General features: G+C 45.0%; 16 protein-coding genes. All 16 read left to right on the plus strand.

Features of this window, described 5'->3' with window-relative positions; genetic code table 11:
- The first annotated feature begins 1 nt into the window (after position 1).
- On the plus strand, positions 2-1,141 hold the full coding sequence (locus tag ACTQWB_RS05165; protein WP_441500840.1) for a GGDEF domain-containing protein: 1,140 nt from the start codon (positions 2-4) through the stop codon (positions 1,139-1,141).
- A gap of 16 nt (positions 1,142-1,157) precedes the next feature.
- Positions 1,158-1,910 (plus strand): alpha/beta fold hydrolase, encoded by a 753-nt coding sequence (locus ACTQWB_RS05170; protein WP_441500839.1) that lies wholly within the window; start codon positions 1,158-1,160, stop codon positions 1,908-1,910.
- Between the two features lie 124 nt (positions 1,911-2,034).
- Positions 2,035-2,433: a CbiQ family ECF transporter T component gene (locus ACTQWB_RS05175; protein WP_441500838.1), complete on the plus strand. Its 399-nt coding sequence runs from the start codon at positions 2,035-2,037 to the stop codon at positions 2,431-2,433.
- Positions 2,366-2,608 (plus strand): LysR substrate-binding domain-containing protein, encoded by a 243-nt coding sequence (locus tag ACTQWB_RS05180; protein ID WP_441500837.1) that lies wholly within the window; start codon positions 2,366-2,368, stop codon positions 2,606-2,608. The genes ACTQWB_RS05175 and ACTQWB_RS05180 overlap by 68 nt, the downstream gene beginning before the upstream one ends.
- Entirely contained in the window at positions 2,605-3,039 is a 435-nt protein-coding gene (locus ACTQWB_RS05185) for a DUF4866 family protein (RefSeq protein WP_441500836.1), read from the plus strand. Before ACTQWB_RS05180 ends, ACTQWB_RS05185 begins: the two co-directional genes overlap by 4 nt.
- A 27-nt stretch (positions 3,040-3,066) precedes the next feature.
- Positions 3,067-4,398 carry a threonine/serine ThrE exporter family protein gene (locus ACTQWB_RS05190; protein ID WP_441500835.1) on the plus strand — a complete coding sequence of 444 codons (1,332 nt, stop codon included), beginning with the start codon at positions 3,067-3,069 and terminating at the stop codon, positions 4,396-4,398.
- A 161-nt stretch (positions 4,399-4,559) separates the two neighbouring features.
- The gene (locus tag ACTQWB_RS05195) at positions 4,560-4,709 is read left to right on the plus strand and encodes a hypothetical protein (RefSeq protein WP_441500834.1); all 150 of its coding nucleotides are present in this window, start codon (positions 4,560-4,562) and stop codon (positions 4,707-4,709) included.
- 542 nt (positions 4,710-5,251) lie between these two features.
- Entirely contained in the window at positions 5,252-5,503 is a 252-nt protein-coding gene (locus tag ACTQWB_RS05200; RefSeq protein WP_441500833.1) for an EsaB/YukD family protein, read from the plus strand.
- A gap of 18 nt (positions 5,504-5,521) precedes the next feature.
- Entirely contained in the window at positions 5,522-10,057 is a 4,536-nt protein-coding gene (gene essC, locus ACTQWB_RS05205) for a type VII secretion protein EssC (RefSeq protein WP_441500832.1), read from the plus strand.
- Between the two features lie 102 nt (positions 10,058-10,159).
- Positions 10,160-10,456 (plus strand): WXG100 family type VII secretion target, encoded by a 297-nt coding sequence (locus tag ACTQWB_RS05210; RefSeq protein WP_441500831.1) that lies wholly within the window; start codon positions 10,160-10,162, stop codon positions 10,454-10,456.
- 29 nt (positions 10,457-10,485) lie between these two features.
- Positions 10,486-11,001, plus strand: a complete 516-nt coding sequence (locus ACTQWB_RS05215) for a hypothetical protein (protein WP_441500830.1) — start codon at positions 10,486-10,488, stop codon at positions 10,999-11,001.
- Positions 11,002-11,021: 20 nt separating this feature from the next.
- Complete coding sequence (locus ACTQWB_RS05220; protein WP_441500829.1) at positions 11,022-11,306, plus strand: hypothetical protein; 285 nt, start codon at positions 11,022-11,024, stop codon at positions 11,304-11,306.
- Between the two features lie 18 nt (positions 11,307-11,324).
- Positions 11,325-11,615, plus strand: coding sequence for a hypothetical protein (locus ACTQWB_RS05225; protein WP_441500828.1), 291 nt, complete (start codon positions 11,325-11,327; stop codon positions 11,613-11,615).
- Positions 11,616-11,625: 10 nt separating this feature from the next.
- Positions 11,626-13,170, plus strand: coding sequence for a hypothetical protein (locus ACTQWB_RS05230; protein WP_441500827.1), 1,545 nt, complete (start codon positions 11,626-11,628; stop codon positions 13,168-13,170).
- 65 nt (positions 13,171-13,235) lie between these two features.
- A complete protein-coding gene (locus ACTQWB_RS05235; protein WP_441500826.1) occupies positions 13,236-14,261 on the plus strand; it encodes a tetratricopeptide repeat protein in 1,026 nt (341 codons plus the stop codon).
- A gap of 14 nt (positions 14,262-14,275) precedes the next feature.
- The gene (locus ACTQWB_RS05240; protein ID WP_441500825.1) at positions 14,276-17,113 is read left to right on the plus strand and encodes a protein kinase domain-containing protein; all 2,838 of its coding nucleotides are present in this window, start codon (positions 14,276-14,278) and stop codon (positions 17,111-17,113) included.
- The last annotated feature ends 7 nt before the right edge of the window (positions 17,114-17,120 follow it).

Here is a 17,120-nt window from a genome sequence, read left to right on the forward strand (position 1 = left end):
CATGAATACAGATCTATCATTTTCTGTACTTACTGCAAACGTCATAAGCTTATTGCTGATTGGCACGTTATATCTCAGCAACCGACAGCGAATGAGCCAGGACAAAGATATGAGGATCGTTCTGCAGATGATGGGAATTACTGCCATCTCCAATGTTACTGACTGCTGTGTTTTTTATCTGGATGGAAGCTCCGGAATATTTTTAAAAGTTCTGGTATTCCTAAGTGGATCGTGGCTCTTTCTGGGAAATGTACTCATTGGTTATACATGGGCCAGATTTATTATGACGCACCTGAATATCCCCTTTACAGATACACGCAGAAAGATTTACAGAATAGGAGGACTTGTTGCCTGCCTTTTGCTGATCATCAATATTTTCTATCCGTTGGTATTTAGCATTAACGATGGCGTATATCAGAGAGGACCTGCCTACAGCGTGTTCCTGTTCTTTGCAGTTCTGTATATCCTGGACAGTCTTTATCTGTACGCCAGATGCCGTAAAAAAGTTGGCACACTGAAGCTGTTTCCGGTACAGGTATTTTTTGTTCCTATCATAATCGGGGTAACTGTACAGGCATTTTTTATTGAGATTGCAATTACATGGACATCCATTGCAATCGCAATTGCAGGGATCATGACAGCACTGAAAAACGAAATTATTTTTCTGGATTGCCTTACAGGACTTTATAACCGTGGATATCTGGAATTTCTGCAAAAACAGGCTTATAAGAAAAAGAATGTCTGGGTGTCCGGTTTCATGATCGACCTGAATGGCTTCAAACAGATCAACGATAATTATGGACATTCTGAAGGTGACGTTGCATTAAAGATTGCCGCTGATCTGCTTCGAAAATCATTTGGAGAATATGGAGTGGTAACAAGATACGCAGGTGATGAGTTTGTGGTAATGCTGAACACCACAGATGAGCAGCTTGTCCAAAGCTTAATCCAGCGTGCGAAACAAAATTTTGAAGCTGAAAACAAAACCAATCGTAAGCCTTATCAGTTATCCGCCTCTATGGGATATGCTACATCCGATTTGAGAGTCGAAACCATCGCAGATTTTATGAACCGTATCGATCATCAGATGTATCAGGATAAGCTTGCATATTACAAGAAAAATGATCGCAGGAAAAGATGAAAGAGGTAAATACAAAATGAAGTTCTATTCATTTGGAAATATAAATGCACCAGTGTTCATGTTATTACCTGGTACCTGTTGTCACTGGAAGAGCAATTTTGAAAAAGTAATCCCATCACTTTCTGATACCTATCACGTGATTTGTGTAAGCTATGATGGTTTCGATGAAACGGAAAAAACAGAGTTTACAACAATGCTTGAAGAAACAGAAAAAATCGAGAACTATATCATAGAACATTTCAGCGGACATATCCATGCTGCTTATGGATGTTCCCTGGGAGGCTCTTTTGTAGGATTGCTGGTGGCACGAAAGAAAATACATATTGATTATGGCATTCTGGGAAGTTCGGATCTGGACCAGGCATCACCTTTTACCGCGAAACTTCAGACCACTTTGTTACTTCCATTGATCTACCCTGTGATCCGTGATGGCAAAATGCCATTTCGTTTTTTGCAGAAACGCGTAGAAAAAAGAGGCGAGTATGGCAAGGCCTTTATGGAAATGTTTGGCGGTGCACGGCCATATATCACGAAGCAAGGCTGTAAAAACCAGTTTTATTCTGATCTTATAACACCTATGCCAGATCATATTGATGTAGAAGAAACTGAAATTCACATTTTCTATGCTTTAAAAATGGGTGAGCAATATCGCTCTCGCTATAAACAACACTTTGCACATCCAATCCTGCATGAACAGGATTTACAGCATGAAGAACTTCTTGTATGTTACCCTGACAAATGGGTGGAGCTGGTGAAAAGTATTACATAAATTTTTCATAAAAGAAAACAGAAATGAATAGAATTTTTATGTCCCTACAACTGCCTATATTCTCTCGGCAGTTGTAGGGACAGCACTTCTGCTTTCGATATTCCTTCTTCTGCCTTCCGTATTTATGGGAAATCCACAGACCCTTGTAAATATTACATCCAGGGTCTATGTATCTGTCACACTGATTGGTATTTTATCGGCTGGAACCTCCTGGAATAAACTTACCGGAAGCCTGCAAGTCTTTCACATTCCCTCTTTGTTCATTTTTACGTTGGATATTACCCTGAAATATATTTCCATTTTAGGAGAGGTCTGTGCAGACATTCTCACTTCTGTCCGGCTACGGTCTGTAGGGAAAAATCCTCAAAAGGCAAAAGCTTTTTCCGGAATTTTTTTATACGATGATAATGATTGGCTGTATTTTATTTTTCTTTTATCTGAACCATTAAAAGAAGATGGCTGTAAGGATTTTTGTCCCATCGAGAAGAACGGCGGATCAGATTCTGCCTCTTGTCAAAAGTGAACTTGGCCTTGCCTTTTTACCACAGCCCATGGCAAAAGAAGCGCTGTTGAAAAGGGAAATTGTCCAGATTCCACTTGTAGAAGAAATTCCAGAGCGATATATCTGTCTGGTCTATGACAGCCAGCATCCAATGGGCGCCGCTGCCAGGGAACTGAAAAATACGATTTCCATATGACCTGTGAAAGGCATTCCTGTGTTCCCCGTTCTGCGTTGTACCTTGCAGATGGGTACAATCTTGTCCGCTCCTATACCGAAGGGCTTGCCATTGCGGAGCGAAAAGAAGAACGACAGCGGGGAATCCTGGTTCTGTATGCCCTTCCTGATACCTGCCGCCTGAACCTTACGGAAGCACAGGCTTATGCCGTGGTATGGAACACTTTTCAGGAAATCCAGCAGGCCGCCCCGACTGCAATTGTATTCTATGGGCAGGAGACCGGAGTGAAAAAAGCGGATCCATCCAAACCTTTTGATGAGCTTGGCGTGCTTCTTCCCATCCATGCATTTGAGAAAAAAATGCTCCAGCATCTGGAAAAAATTGACGGAATCGTGCTTGCCTGCCGGGAACGGATGATGGAACAGGCTGGAAATGACAGTCTGAAGCTTTAAAAAGCATTTTGGAAGGAAGTGGACAGAATGCAGCCAGAAGTCGTTAAGAAAAATCATATGGATGTGGAATGGCATGAATATACCGATACGAACGGAGAAAATACACCAGTTATTAATGCCAGCATTACTGAAAAAGCTTCTATCATCGGCCGCGTAGGGATCATGTTTTTATCCTGTGGAACAGGCGCCTGGAGAGTACGAAGCTCCATGAATACGCTGGCGGAGGCCATGGGAATTACCTGTACCGCAGATATCGGACTAATGTCTATTGAATATACCTGTTACGATGGGGAAAATGGTTTTACCCAGTCTCTGTGTCTTACCAATACGGGAGTTAACACTTCCAAGCTGAACCGTCTGGAGCACTTCATCCGTAACTTTGAGGCTGAAGGGAAAAATATGTCCGGTGAGGAATTGCACAACTACCTGGATAATATTGAGCGGATACATGGGTTGTATTCCCCCGCAGCCCTTGGACTTGCCGCAGCCGTTGCATGCAGCGGCTTTACCTTTCTTCTTGGAGGCGGGCCAGTGGAGATGCTCTGTGCTTTTATCGGAGCAGGACTTGGAAATTATCTCAGGTGCAAGCTGACCAGCCATCATTATACGCTGTTTCTGGGAATTGTTTCCTCTGTTTCCCTGGCTTGTTTTGTCTATGCCGGACTACTAAAGCTTGGGGAAATCCTGTTTGGTATCTCCATTCAGCATGAAGCAGGATATATCTGCGCCATGCTTTTCATCATCCCCGGATTTCCTTTCATCACAAGCGGTATCGACCTGGCCAAGCTGGATATGCGTTCCGGTATGGAACGTCTTACTTATGCACTGATCATCGTTCTGGTAGCAGCCATGTCCGCCTGGATCATGGCAATGGTTCTGCATTTGCAGCCAGTGGATTTTATCCCGCTTCATATGCCCGTAGCAATGTGGATCCTGCTGCGGCTGATTGCCAGCTTTTTCGGAGTGTTTGGTTTCTCCATCATGTTTAACAGCCCTGTGAAACTGGCATGTTCTGCTGCAGTGCTTGGTGCGATCTGTAATACCCTTCGTCTGGAACTGGTAGATCTTGCATCTTTACCACCGGCTGCAGCAGCTTTTATCGGTGCGCTGGCATCCGGGCTTCTGGCATCCCTCTTGAAAAACAAAGTGGGATATCCAAGAATTTCCGTAACCGTCCCGTCCATTGTCATAATGGTGCCAGGGCTTTACCTGTACAGGGGATTTTATAACCTGGGAATCATGTCCCTGTCCGTATCCGCATCCTGGTTTGCAGCGGCGCTTCTGATCATTATCGCCCTGCCTCTTGGGCTGATTTTTGCCAGGATTCTCACGGATAAGGCATTTCGGTACTGCACATGATACAAAAAAGTTCACAACATATTACAACAACTGTATAAAAAAAGGTGTATGAGGCGAAGGCTTTCATACACCTTTTGTCACTTGTTATTCACAAATAATAATGTTAAAATCATTTCATAATTGGAAAACAGATGTATCTTCCAGGTGAGAGGATGTTTGAAATGAAGGATTCTGAGAATCAAATTCGCCAGAAAGAGGCGTATGATATGTTAAGTATGATTTCCTATGCGGAAGAAAATGGAATAAAAAAGGGCGAAAACATTCTGCTTCCCGGATGTCTAGGACACGATTTTTTACCTACTACCTTTTAAAATCACTTAGTACTATTTGATGTTATTTCCTACCTTTTTATCTGTATCATTTTGTATTATTTTGTGTTATTTAAGCTTAAAAGGGACTCAATAACACAAAATTCATTGCTTTTTAGTACGAAATTTTCATGTTGCCTCGTGTTATTTGGTACCAGATAACATTAAACGATACGGTGACCAAAGCCCTTTTTTGACCATATTTTAAAGCATTTTTTCAAGCAATTATATGCTGTTTTTTGTTATGTTTTGTCCCCTTCATTATGACATTGAAATGTTTTTGAGTATGTCAAAATTTGACTATTTTTATATTGGCGAAAATATTTTTGGATAAAAGAAGATAAGATTATGACAGGCAAATGTTTTTTAATGCAAACCCAGAGAGTATACCAGAACATTTGATACATAAACTTATGTAAATTTATATTGTTCCCATTTTTTCTTTATGGTAATATAAAAGAAATATTAGACAATATAGATAAAGGATTAGGATTTTTGCAGAAAAAGAAAGTACTTTTGAACAACACATCGCTACAGGAGGGGAAATGAAAGATACAGCAGTGATCATTATGCACATACCGGACAGCCGCCTTACGGAAGATCTGGAAATTCCGCTTCACATCACGGCAAGTGAACTGATTGAAGCACTTTCCCAGATATATTCGCTGACACTGGACGGGGAAGTAACAGACTATTATCTGAAGACCGACCGCCCCAAAAGACTGGTGCGGGGAGCCCGGACCCTTGAAGAATTCGGACTTCGGGATGGTACGGAAATGTGGGTTTGGAATCATTAAGAGAATCGGAGAAACCGGATGGGAAAAGAAGAGAATACAACAGCAGAATTTAAACTGGAGATCAGTTCCAGAAGAATATATAAAGAAGTGCTGATATCCAAAAAACAGAAGACCGTGACAGTGGGAACAGGACTTTCCGCAGATGTGCGTTTTCGGGAAGAGGATTTCCCGGAGCCATTTCTGTTTACCATATCCTACAATAAGGATGGCTGGAAAGTATCCTGTGGGAATAATATCTGCATTCTGGACAGCGAAAATCAAAGATGGTCAGAGCTGGACCTGAAGCCTGGAGGAAAGCGGAAGATCCTTTTTCGCACCTCCGGAAAGACTGCTGTGAATATCTGTCTTACAGAAAATTATGAAAATAAGGGAAAGGCATTTGACAGGGTGCTGCCCCTTCAGGGAAACAATGCCATTCAGATTGGAGGAACTGCGGAATGTCATCTGCAGCTGCTGGATCAGAAGACCGGCAGGACTCAGATCGCTATACAGCAGTCCATGAATGGGATGTGGCTTTTTGTGGAAAATTCCAGTGATAACGTATTCTTGAACGGAAGGCTGGTAAATGGAAAACAGAAGCTGGAAAATATGGACTTTATCTCGGTAGGCCCATATGAGTTTTGCGTAAAAGAGGGCAAGGTATATCTGGACAGTGCAGACCATATTCATATTTCAGGGCTGAATTTCCAGGACTTTCCGGACAGCACCGGACACAATGAATATCCGAAATTTAACCGGGGAACCAGGATCCGTATGGTGGAAAATACAGACAAGATCACAGTTTTAGATCCTCCGGCAGAGATACAGGAGCCTCGGGGAAATATTGTAATGCAGCTATTTCCGGCAGTTGCCATGCTTGGCGTGACCGTTGTGCTGCGAAGTGTGATCTCCACCGGCGGGGCATCTATGATGATCCTCAGCATTGGAAGTATGGGTGTGGGAATTGCCACTTCTGTTGCAAACATTATCAATGACAAAAAAGAATACAAGAAAAAAGTTCAGAACAGAATCGACGTTTATAACCAGTATATAGAAAAGAAACGCACGGAAATCCAGGAAAAGAGAGCGGAAGAGGCAGAATTTCTGAAAAACCGCTATTACTCTGTGGAAAAAGACCTGCAGCTGGTAGCGGACTTTGGAAAAGAGCTTTTTGAGCGTACTCCACAGGATGCGGATTTCCTGGAAATCTATCTGGGAAATGGAATCAAGGACTCTGCAAGGCCTGTAGATTACCGGCAGCAGGAGCGAGTGGAAATGCCTGACAGCCTGATGCAGATGCCGGAGCAGATCTCCAGGGAATTTGAAAAGATTGAAGAGATCCCCATCCCTCTTTCCCTGAAGGATGTGGGGATGGCCGGAATCGTGGGAAAACGTTTTCAGCTTTACAACATGCTGAAGATCATGATCCTGGATCTGGCAGTGCGGCATTCCAGCGAGGAAGTACAGATGATGTGCTGCATTGCAGAGGAAGAGAAGGAGAAATTTGGCTGGCTTCGTTTCCTGCCCCATATCCAGAATCACGGTATGCACAGAAGAAATATCCTCTGTGATACGGAAAGCCGCAATACCCTGTACGAATATCTTTACAAAGAGCTTTCCTTAAGAGATAAAAACCACCGGAATCCCAGGTTATTGGTATTTGTATATGACGACGGGGAAATCCAGAAGCATCCGCTGTTCCAGATGGTGGATAGGGCAAAAGAAAAAGGGATTACCTTCCTGTTTTTCCGGGAATTTGAGGAAATGCTGCCAAATGGCTGTGAAAAAGTGGTGATGCTCCAGGACGATTATACCGGCTGCAAAATCGATGTGGAGGACGGTACACGCCAGGAGCAGTTTTCCATTTATTCCCTGGCAGACCGGGAAATGGAAAAAGCGGTATACAAGCTGGCACCTGTGTATGAGGAGGAAATCAATCTGGAAAGCAGCCTGGTGAAAAATATCACCTTCTTTGAGCTTCTTCATATTTACGCTCCAAAGGATGTGAACCTGGCGGTAAACTGGAGTTCTGCGCAGGTTTACAAGACTCTGGCAGCGCCCCTTGGGGTCAATGCCAAGCAGGAAACGGTTTACCTGGATCTTCATGAGAAAGCACATGGCCCTCATGGCCTGGTAGCCGGAACCACAGGCTCCGGAAAAAGTGAGATCCTTCAGAGCTATATCCTTTCCATGGCTCTTTTGTATCATCCCTACGAGGTGGCCTTTGTGATCATCGACTTTAAGGGCGGCGGTATGGTAAACCAGTTCCGGAGCCTGCCCCATCTCATGGGTGCTATTACCAACATTGATGGAAAAGAGATTGACCGTTCTTTAAGCTCTATCCGCGCAGAATTGAAGAAAAGACAGGAGCTTTTTGCAGAGTACGAAGTCAATCATATTGATGCATATATTAAATTATACCGTCAGGGAAGTGCCAAGACGCCACTTCCACATCTGATCATTATCGTAGACGAGTTTGCAGAACTGAAAAAAGAGCAACCGGACTTTATGAAAGAGCTGGTCAGTGCAGCCCGTATCGGACGAAGCCTTGGTGTACATCTGATCCTGGCAACCCAGAAGCCAAGCGGTGTGGTAGATCCTCAGATCTGGTCCAACTCCAGATTTAAGCTGTGCCTGAAGGTGCAGACCCAGGCAGATAGTAACGAAGTGATCAAGACTCCTCTGGCAGCAGAGATCAGGGAGCCGGGACGGGCCTATCTGCAGGTGGGGAATAATGAGATCTTTGAGCTTTTCCAGTCTGCATACAGCGGCGCATCTGCAAATGCAGATCCAGGCAGTGCTCATAAGGGCTTTTCCATTTCAAAAGTCAGCCTGTCCGGAAAGAGAACTACCATATATAAAGAAAAAGGTAAGACACAGGATGGGCAGGGCGAGACACAGCTTGCCAGCGTGGTATCCTATATTTCCGGCTTCTGTGAAAGGACCGGCCTGAAGCGGCTGCCATTTATCTGCCTGCCGCCTCTTTTGGAGCGCATTGTGGGAGAAACCCTGGAAAGAGAGACCGACCTTACCGGCGGCCTTACTGCACCTGTGGGAATTTACGACGATCCGTCTACCCAGTATCAGGGCAAATTCCACATCAATGTGACAGCAGCTAATACCATGATCATCGGTTCTGCACAGTATGGAAAGACCAATCTTTTGCAGGCTTTGTTAAAGGGGCTTACAGAGAAATATTCACCGACAGAGCTGCAGCTGTATCTTCTTGATTTTGGAACCATGGTATTTCGGAACTTTGAAGAGCTGCACCATGTGGGCGGCGTAGTCTGCTCCACTGAGGATGAGAAGCTGCGGAACTTGTTTAAGCTGCTGAATCAGGAAGTACAGCTCCGAAAGGAAAAGCTGGCAAAGGCAGGGGTAAGCTCTTACAGCTCATATTTGGAAACTGGACTTTCGGATATACCGCAGATCGTGGTATTTATTGACAATCTTACGGCTATGAAGGAGCTGTATCTGATAGAAAACGATTTCCTTCTGCCGCTGTGCAGAGAGGGACTTGCACTTGGTATCTCCTTTGTGATCGCAAATGCCCAGACAACCGGAATCGGTTACAAATATCTGGCTAATTTTGGCTGCCGTATCGCTTTGTACTGCAATGACAGTGGGGAATACAGCTCTATGCTGAACTGCTTCCGTATGCAGCCGGAGAATCTGCCGGGACGATGTCTGATGGAGCTGGATAAGAAGGTTTATGAGGCACAGACCTATCTGGCATTTGAGGGGGAAAAGGAGATCCAGCGTGTGAAACATATCCTGGGCTTTGTAGAGGAAATGAATGCACGTTATCCGGACCAGCATGCAAAGACCATTCAGGTGGTACCAAAGAAAGTCACCAGGGAAGTGCTGGAAAAGAGATTCCACAGCACATCCGATGGAGATCAGCTGTACCTTGGCGTAGAATATGCAAATGTACAGCCTGTGAGTCTGTCCTTTGCATCACAGGAGCTTCTGGGAATTGCAGGAAAGGACGAGCTTGGCAGGACACGCTTTGTAAAAACGTTGCTGAAAGAGCTTTGCCGCATCGGTGCCAGACTTTACATTGTGGACGATACGCCGGGAACTCTGGAAGAGTGGAAGGAACAGGAGCAGACGGAGCTTTACAGCAAAAAGACAGAAGAACTTTCCGAGCTGCTGGATGATCTGAAGATCCAGCTGGAAGAGCGGCTGGAGAGAATCGCATCTGAGGGAATGGGCTGGATGGAAAAAGAGCCGCCTTACGTCCTGGTGATCCAGAACCGGGGAGCCATCCCTGCTATGGGAGCAGACAAGGTGCTTCTGGCACTTTATAAAGAAATCCAGGCAAAGGGAAAAGATGCCAGGCTTCTGATCCTGTATACGAATCTGGAAAATGCGTCCGTGCCGTTTAACGCACCGGAGCCGTTGAAACAGCTGAAAGATCGCAGACAGCTGCTACTGTTTGAAGAACTGAACCAGATCAAGGTTGTGGATATTCCGCTTCTGCAGCAAAAGAGCAATAAAAAGCCTCTGGAAACAGGGGATGCATTCTGGCTTCGCGGCAGCGAGGTGATAAGGCTGAGAGTGCTGGAGCAATAGGTATCAAAAGTCTTCGGACTTAAGATATAAATATGCGGTGGGAGGGCACTGGGAAAATATGCTTCTGGCCGCAGAAAATAAAATCTCAGGGAGGTGAAACAGATGGCAGAGAACTATATTGATTATGAAGTAGTGGAGGCTTCCGCACAGTCCTACAGCCAGCAGGCAGAGGCACTGGGAGCAGTACTTCAGGCTCTGGCAGGAACCAATGATGCATTGCAGGGAGGTTTCAAAAACCAGACTGCAACTGCTTTTATCGAAAGATATGACAGCGAGTACAAGGTAGCTCTTGAAAAAGCACAGGAAGCGCTGTTAAGTATTTCTGAATTCCTTACAACCTACATGAACAACCGTATGGAAGAGGACAATGCCACAGCAGGCAGTGTAACAGGAGGCTGAAAAACAGCACCGGCTGGAGGGTTCCGGCCATGGCAGCCATGGCCGGGGCATTTACCAGTGAATCGAAAGAAGGGACAGGAAAAATGGGAACAGAAGCATATGATTCTGCAATCAACAGACAAAGAGAGCTGATCCGGGAATATGAAAGCCAGATAAACAGCATTCAGGAACAGCAGTCCAGTCTTCGGGAATATACAAGTCAGATCAATGAGTGCCAGAACCAGATCCGCATGCAGGTAACTTCCATAGTGGGCAAACTTGCCATAACCAGACAGGAAGTCCTTCATGGCAGAGGCGGATGCTTCAGTGAGCTGGAAAATGCCGTAAACGGGGAGAAATTCAGCCTTGCAATGTCGGCCTTGGCCTCTGCAACAGAAAAATGCAGCAACAAAACAGACGAAAATGAAAATGGGATCTGGGAACTGAACAACCGGATACAGACCTGTTACAATGAGATTGACAGGCTGGAAAGTGAGAAAAGAAGACAGATGGAAGAGGAGGCTGCAGCAGCAGCACAGAATACAGAAACTGGAACAGAAGAATAGAGGAAGGGGAGAGAAGAGCAGTGAAACTGATAGTAGACGATGATTATATTGATAAAATGAGCAGCTTTATTTCCCAGTCCCTTAATAATATGGAGAAGGATCTCCGGGAATTTCAGAAAATCGTACTTGCCATGAACCTTAGCGGGATCAAACAGGGAAGTACCGCAAAAGCCCTTGAAGCCTTTGCGGAAAGCATCAGTGTTTTACGAAGTGGAAGTGAACTGACGGAGCTTGCAAGACAGACCAAAATGTATTGCAGCACGTATAAAGATAAGATAGATGACGCAGACCGGGATTTGTATTAGAGAATACAGAGGGAGCAAATGGGAACAAAATTTGAGGTAGATACAGAGGAAGTAAAGCGGCAGTGTGATGCCCTTCAAAAGCTTATCGGCACAGTGAAGGGTCACAGTCTGTCCAGGCGTCCCGATACTGCCAATGGATGCGGGGACATGAAGGATGCCTTGGAGGAAACCTGTGATAAAATACAGGAATGCTGGAGCGCATTGGAGCTTTTGATGACCAATACACTGAATTTTTCCAGAAAAGCAGCTGGTGTTTACGACGAATCGGATACCGAACAGGCGCAGGCAATGGGCAGTAGCCAGAAGTGAGGGATGAAAGATGGAAAGAGATTTCTCAGATGAGGTAAAAGAAAGGCTTTGCAGTCAGATTGATGAGATCAAGGATAAGGAATGGTGCGTAGTCACAGACTTTATCGGGGATCTGGTGTTAAACGGCGGAAAGCTTCTGGGCATCATCAGTATCAAAGACGATATGAGTAATATAGAGACCTACCAGAGCTATGTGCTGGATATGGCGAATTATAAAAAAAGCGATATTGAGACGATTTTTAACGCAGTTTATGGGGTGGAAGCAGAGATGTGTCAGCCCATACAAACCATTGCCAGCAGTCTGGAGACTTCTGCGAAGCATATGAGAACCCTGGCAGAGGGAATCGGCACCGGCTTTTCCTCTATGCCGGCAGCACAGGTAAAGGCGCTGAGTAAGGAATTGGAGACAGAACTGAAGGGCAACCATGAAGTTCTGACAGAATATAAAGAAAAAGAGCAAAAAGATGCCATGGCTCTGATGGCGAAAAATTCGGCAAAGCAGCTGGGTTCTGCCATTGTATCCGGTGCGGCAAACATTATCGCCATGCCGGCAAAGGGAATCAAAGGGCTGGTGACCAAAGGCCCCGCTGGTTTTGTTACAGAACTGACATCCTCCGGCTGGGATCTGATCAACGATACTTTTTCCGCAGGGGAGGCAGTATCCACCCTGGCCCTTAGCGGTCTGGGAATGGGCTGTTCCTTGCTTGGCCTGGAAAAGGCAGCAGATTCTGCTTATGAAGAGGCCAGTTTTTACAGCGGACAGGACAGCCTCACCGATTATTTTGACAAAATGGTACAGGCGTACCCAGACAGTCCGGACAGCAAACTGTACAAGACTTTAAGCACGGCAGCTCATAGTCTGGATACCTTAAATACCGGATATAAGACCGTTTCAGCGGTGGAAGGTATGATAACGGATGTGAAAGATGCAGCCGGAAAAATCGGAAATCTGTTCCAGGAAGGTGGAAAAAAAGCTGCAGAAGGCGCAGGAAAGGCAGCCAGTGCAGCAGCGAAAAATGGAAAATCCTTTACGATCTTTGGAATAGATGTTTCCGATATCAAGGATCTTGACACCAGCAAGGCAAATGCCAATAAGACCTATGGATTTTATAAAGACATCATGGGAAAAGATGGCACTGTGAAAACTTCGGCAGGTCTTTTGCGAAAATACAGGCAAACCTACAAAAAAACAGCGCAGTGGTCACAGATGGCAGGAAATGCGAAAACGGTTTATGAATTTGCCACAGGGCTTATGGATGCAGACAATCCTACAGATTTGAGCGAGCAGTTGATGGGAACACTGTACACTGGCCTGGAAACCAATGTAAGTGAACTGACAGGGTGGAAAGCCAAATCTAATGTGGAGAAGCTGAAAAAGCTGGCAGACAAGGGAAGCGACCTTGGCAAAACCATTTATCAAAATCAGTTGAACAGTGATCCTAATGTTAGCACCGGAAATAAAAATGTGGATGATTTTCTTTCCAATGCGGGAGTTTCCTGGGATGACTTCTGGGATAGCTGTAAGGTGGATCATATGATTTTTGCAGGAAGTTAAAGATATGCTGGATATCAAAAGTGGCTTTGGCGTATCAGGAAGTTGACGATAGAAAAGGGGACACAATGGATACAGCGGGAAAAACAGTGGAAGCAGTGCTGCTGATAGGGCAAAGAGAATATACTCAGGCGGCTCAGGTTCTGAAAGAGGTTCTGGAAGAGGATCCGAAAAATAACAATGCCAATTATTATATGGGTGTTTTGTGCCTGTATGAGTTAAATTATGAGCTGGCAGAGATCTTTTTCCAGAGAGCAAAGGAGCTGGGGATAGATCACTGCGGGCTGTGGATGAACCTGGCCGGTGTTCAGGAAAACCTTGGAGAAATGCAGGAGGCAGAAGCCAGTTATAAAAAGGCAGTGCAAAAGGCCGGGGAAAAGGTGGAGCGCTGGGCTTGTCTTACAGCCCAGGCAATTTTTTATCTGAAAAAAGGGCAGTATCTGCGGGTAAAAAAGAATGCCGCTCAGCTGCTCCAGGAGTTTCCGGAGGATTATGAGGGATATCATCTGCAGTATGAGATCGGAAAAGCCCAGAAACAGTATGAGATATGTGGGGCAGTCCTGAAAAAGACTCGGGAGAAATTCGATGGAAAGGCCGTTTATCTGGGAGATGTTCTGGAATTGTGGCGGCTGACAAAGGAACCGGAGGAAGTTCTGGCTTTGCTAAAAGAGGATGGACGTTTTATGGAAGTACTTCCGGTGCTGACTCTTCGCACCAGAGTTGAGCTTCTGGGGAAACTGAAAAGATATGAGGAATCCCGGAAGAGCATTGGCATTCTGGCAGGGAGCTATCAGGATCTGGACGCCATGATCGCCGCAGTGCTTCTGGCAATCAGTGAGGGAAATTACAAGGCAGCGAAGAATATCTGTATAGCGGTGATGGACAAGCTGGCAGAGAATACCGAGGATGTCCGCTATTTTTATGCAGTTTATTACAGTCTGTTTGCTGCCTATTTTGAAGTAAAAGGACAGGTTCTGGAGGAAACTGCCTGGTGGATGAAACAGGGCGTGGAGTACTGCGAAAAGTGGATGCAGCTTTACCAGATGGAAGATGACGATATGGAAGAGACCCTGGAATTTATAAGAAACGTGTAGGGGGCAGAGAGCGTATGGAGTATAGAATTGGCAATTCAGTATTTAATGACTGGGTGATCACCAGAGAAATCGGGGAGGGCGCTACAGGCAAGGTATTTGAGATAAAGAAAAACGATGCGATGGTTTCGGCAAAAGCTGCCCTGAAGATCATCCGCATCCCAAAGTCTGCTTCAGACGTGCGGACAGTGATGAATGAGGGAATGGATGAAGTGTCCGTAACCCAGTATTTTCGTGAGTTTGTAGACGAAATCCTCCGGGAGATCCGGATCATGGTCTCTTTGAAGGATCATCCCAATATTGTGGCATATGAGGACCACTGTGTCCTTTCCCATGGGGATGGTGTAGGCTGGGACATTCTGATAAAGATGGAGCTGCTTACCCCGCTGGCAGACTGGCAGTATAACCATCCTTTGGATGAGGAGACGGTGCTCCGCCTTGGCTGCGAGATCAGCAGTGCGCTGGCGTATGCAATGGACAGTGGTCTGGTTCACCGGGATGTAAAGCTGGAAAATATTTTTGTGGATCACATGGGACGGTTTAAGCTGGGGGATTTCGGCATTGCCCGGACCATCGAAAAGACCACAGGCGGCCTTTCCAAAAAGGGAACAGAAAGCTACATGGCGCCAGAGGTGTATCTTGGAAAAAACTACAATGAGCAGATTGATATTTATTCTCTTGGCATCGTGCTTTATCGCCTGATGAATAACAATCGTCTGCCTTTTTATCCTCCGTTTCCGGAAAAAATCAGCTTCACAGACAGGGAAAATGCGCTGTCAAAGCGGATGCAGGGAATACCTATCCCAGCTCCGGCAAATGGAAGCAGGGAGTTCCAGGAAATTATTTTGAAGGCTTGTGAATACCTGCCGGAGAACCGGTATGAGTCCATGCATGAGGTGTACAATGTGCTGCAGAAGCTGGGAAAGACGCCGAGAGAGATTCCCAAGATGCCAGAATGGAGCCCGCAGGCCGGGGAGCGAAGCGGTATGAGCCTGACCAGGAATCTGACGGGTTCAGAGTCTGGGGATGGGGCGAATCTGACCGGATCAAAGACTGGGGCTGGGGCAGCAAATGGAAGCGAAGCTACCTGGCAGAAGAACTCCGGAATGCAGGGTACGGGAAACAAGTCTTACGTTGCAGAAAACCAACCGGCTGCGATTGCCACCTCAAATAAGCACACTACATCCGGCGCTGGAAAGGGAAAGAGAATCGCCCTGACAGCAGCAGGTTTACTTCTTGCGGCTGGAATTGGCGGTGCAGCCGTTTTTTACGGAATGGAATACTCCAAAACTTATGAAGTGACCATAGAAAGCGGCTCCGAAAAAGGCGATAGTGACGGTACCCACCATAGATGGAGCCACGTTACCGTAGTGGCAGACGCACCAGAAGAAGAAAATGTAGAGTTTTCCAGATGGATTGCAGAAGGAATTGATTTATCCGAAGAAGATCAGAAAACCGCAGAACTTACTTTTACCATGCCAAAAGAAAATGTGTCCCTGAAAGCACAGTATAAATTAAAAACAGAAGTCACCACCATAAAAGGGGCAGATGTAAGCGGTATTAATTATATGGGAGAAGATGAGGATAAGGTTATTAGTGGGGATATTGCGCTTACTCCGGCTGAAAATCCTTCTGATGTCTGGCAGGGATATCAAATAATAGAGCCGTGTATAGCTACCACATATATCGGATGTGGAAGTGAAGGCTACCAACTGGTGGATGTGAACAGGGGACCACTTACAGAAGAGGCGTATAGGTGGATGGAGGTTGATGACGGCTGGATAGTGGCACAAGACATGGATACAGAATTATGGGGTGTATTGTCAATGAATGGGGAGGTAGTAATTCCATTTGAACATGAAGGAATCAATGTAGATGGATCGTGGATCGTGGCCAGAGGATCAGGTAACTTTACAGTTTATAATATTGATGGAGATACTTGTACGTCAGCAGTATTTTCAGAAGACGAGCTGGGAAAAAAGGGTGGATTTGATGAAGATGAACTGTTCATGCTGAATCTAAAAACAAAAAAATTTATTCTATATGATAAAGATTTTAATATTGTGGATGCCGTTGACGAAGAAGAGATGACAGGATTGCTATCCGGCTATGATGAAAATGACAGAGAAAACAGCGAAGGGAACTATAAAATCACAGAAAATGCCGCAAGGGTGATGTCAAAAAGTTCTGTGTTAACACGATGGAAAACGATGATAGAGAATGGATATGCTCCTGGAGAATTTAATGATGGATTTACAGATTATGTTGAGGTCAGATCTTTAACAGGAAATGGCTCGTCACAATGGGGGGTAGCAGATAAAAACGGTGAATTAATTGTTCCTATAGAGTATGACAATAGATTTTCTGGTTTAGGGCTAAACGATACAAATGGTTTTTATTCAGATTATATTATGGTAGTAAAGGATCGAAAAGCTGGCTTTATAAGAAAAGATGGCCAAGTAACAGTAGAGCCAGATACATATATTTTCCCTTTTTTTGAACCTGATTATGTTGGCGAGCAGGTAGTGTCAGTTGCGGAACTGGGATTTGTCTATACAGAAGCAGATGGTACGTATACGTTGGTAGCGGCAGATGGAACAATTACATCTGGATTTACAAAAGAACCACAGATGTTAGAGATAACTCACGGTTGGACTTATACAGATATTTCCTTATGGAAGATAACTAATGATGACGGCAGTGAGAGCCTGATTGACTGGCATGGAAATGTGGTTTATAAGGATACAGATGGAATAGATACACAATATTTAATGTTATCAAAAAATAGAAAAATTTTGTTTTGGGGGAACCCAGAAGAGCCATATGATCCATTTGTGTTAAACAGACCAATATAATTTCCGG

This window comes from Blautia sp. HCP3S3_H10_2, from assembly GCF_052122375.1.
Taxonomy (GTDB): Bacteria; Bacillota; Clostridia; order Lachnospirales; family Lachnospiraceae; genus Blautia_A.

Bases quoted from the DNA above. Each gene is read 5' to 3' on its own strand.
- ACTQWB_RS05165 (WP_441500840.1), top strand. From the start codon at position 2: ATGAATACAGATCTATCATTTTCTGTACTTACTGCAAACGTCATAAGC.
- ACTQWB_RS05170 (WP_441500839.1), top strand. From the start codon at position 1,158: ATGAAGTTCTATTCATTTGGAAATATAAATGCACCAGTGTTCATGTTA.
- ACTQWB_RS05175 (WP_441500838.1), top strand. From the start codon at position 2,035: ATGGGAAATCCACAGACCCTTGTAAATATTACATCCAGGGTCTATGTA.
- ACTQWB_RS05180 (WP_441500837.1), top strand. From the start codon at position 2,366: ATGGCTGTAAGGATTTTTGTCCCATCGAGAAGAACGGCGGATCAGATT.
- ACTQWB_RS05185 (WP_441500836.1), top strand. From the start codon at position 2,605: ATGACCTGTGAAAGGCATTCCTGTGTTCCCCGTTCTGCGTTGTACCTT.
- ACTQWB_RS05190 (WP_441500835.1), top strand. From the start codon at position 3,067: ATGCAGCCAGAAGTCGTTAAGAAAAATCATATGGATGTGGAATGGCAT.
- ACTQWB_RS05195 (WP_441500834.1), top strand. From the start codon at position 4,560: ATGAAGGATTCTGAGAATCAAATTCGCCAGAAAGAGGCGTATGATATG.
- ACTQWB_RS05200 (WP_441500833.1), top strand. From the start codon at position 5,252: ATGAAAGATACAGCAGTGATCATTATGCACATACCGGACAGCCGCCTT.
- essC (WP_441500832.1), top strand. From the start codon at position 5,522: ATGGGAAAAGAAGAGAATACAACAGCAGAATTTAAACTGGAGATCAGT.
- ACTQWB_RS05210 (WP_441500831.1), top strand. From the start codon at position 10,160: ATGGCAGAGAACTATATTGATTATGAAGTAGTGGAGGCTTCCGCACAG.
- ACTQWB_RS05215 (WP_441500830.1), top strand. From the start codon at position 10,486: ATGGCAGCCATGGCCGGGGCATTTACCAGTGAATCGAAAGAAGGGACA.
- ACTQWB_RS05225 (WP_441500828.1), top strand. From the start codon at position 11,325: ATGGGAACAAAATTTGAGGTAGATACAGAGGAAGTAAAGCGGCAGTGT.
- ACTQWB_RS05230 (WP_441500827.1), top strand. From the start codon at position 11,626: ATGGAAAGAGATTTCTCAGATGAGGTAAAAGAAAGGCTTTGCAGTCAG.
- ACTQWB_RS05235 (WP_441500826.1), top strand. From the start codon at position 13,236: ATGGATACAGCGGGAAAAACAGTGGAAGCAGTGCTGCTGATAGGGCAA.
- ACTQWB_RS05240 (WP_441500825.1), top strand. From the start codon at position 14,276: ATGGAGTATAGAATTGGCAATTCAGTATTTAATGACTGGGTGATCACC.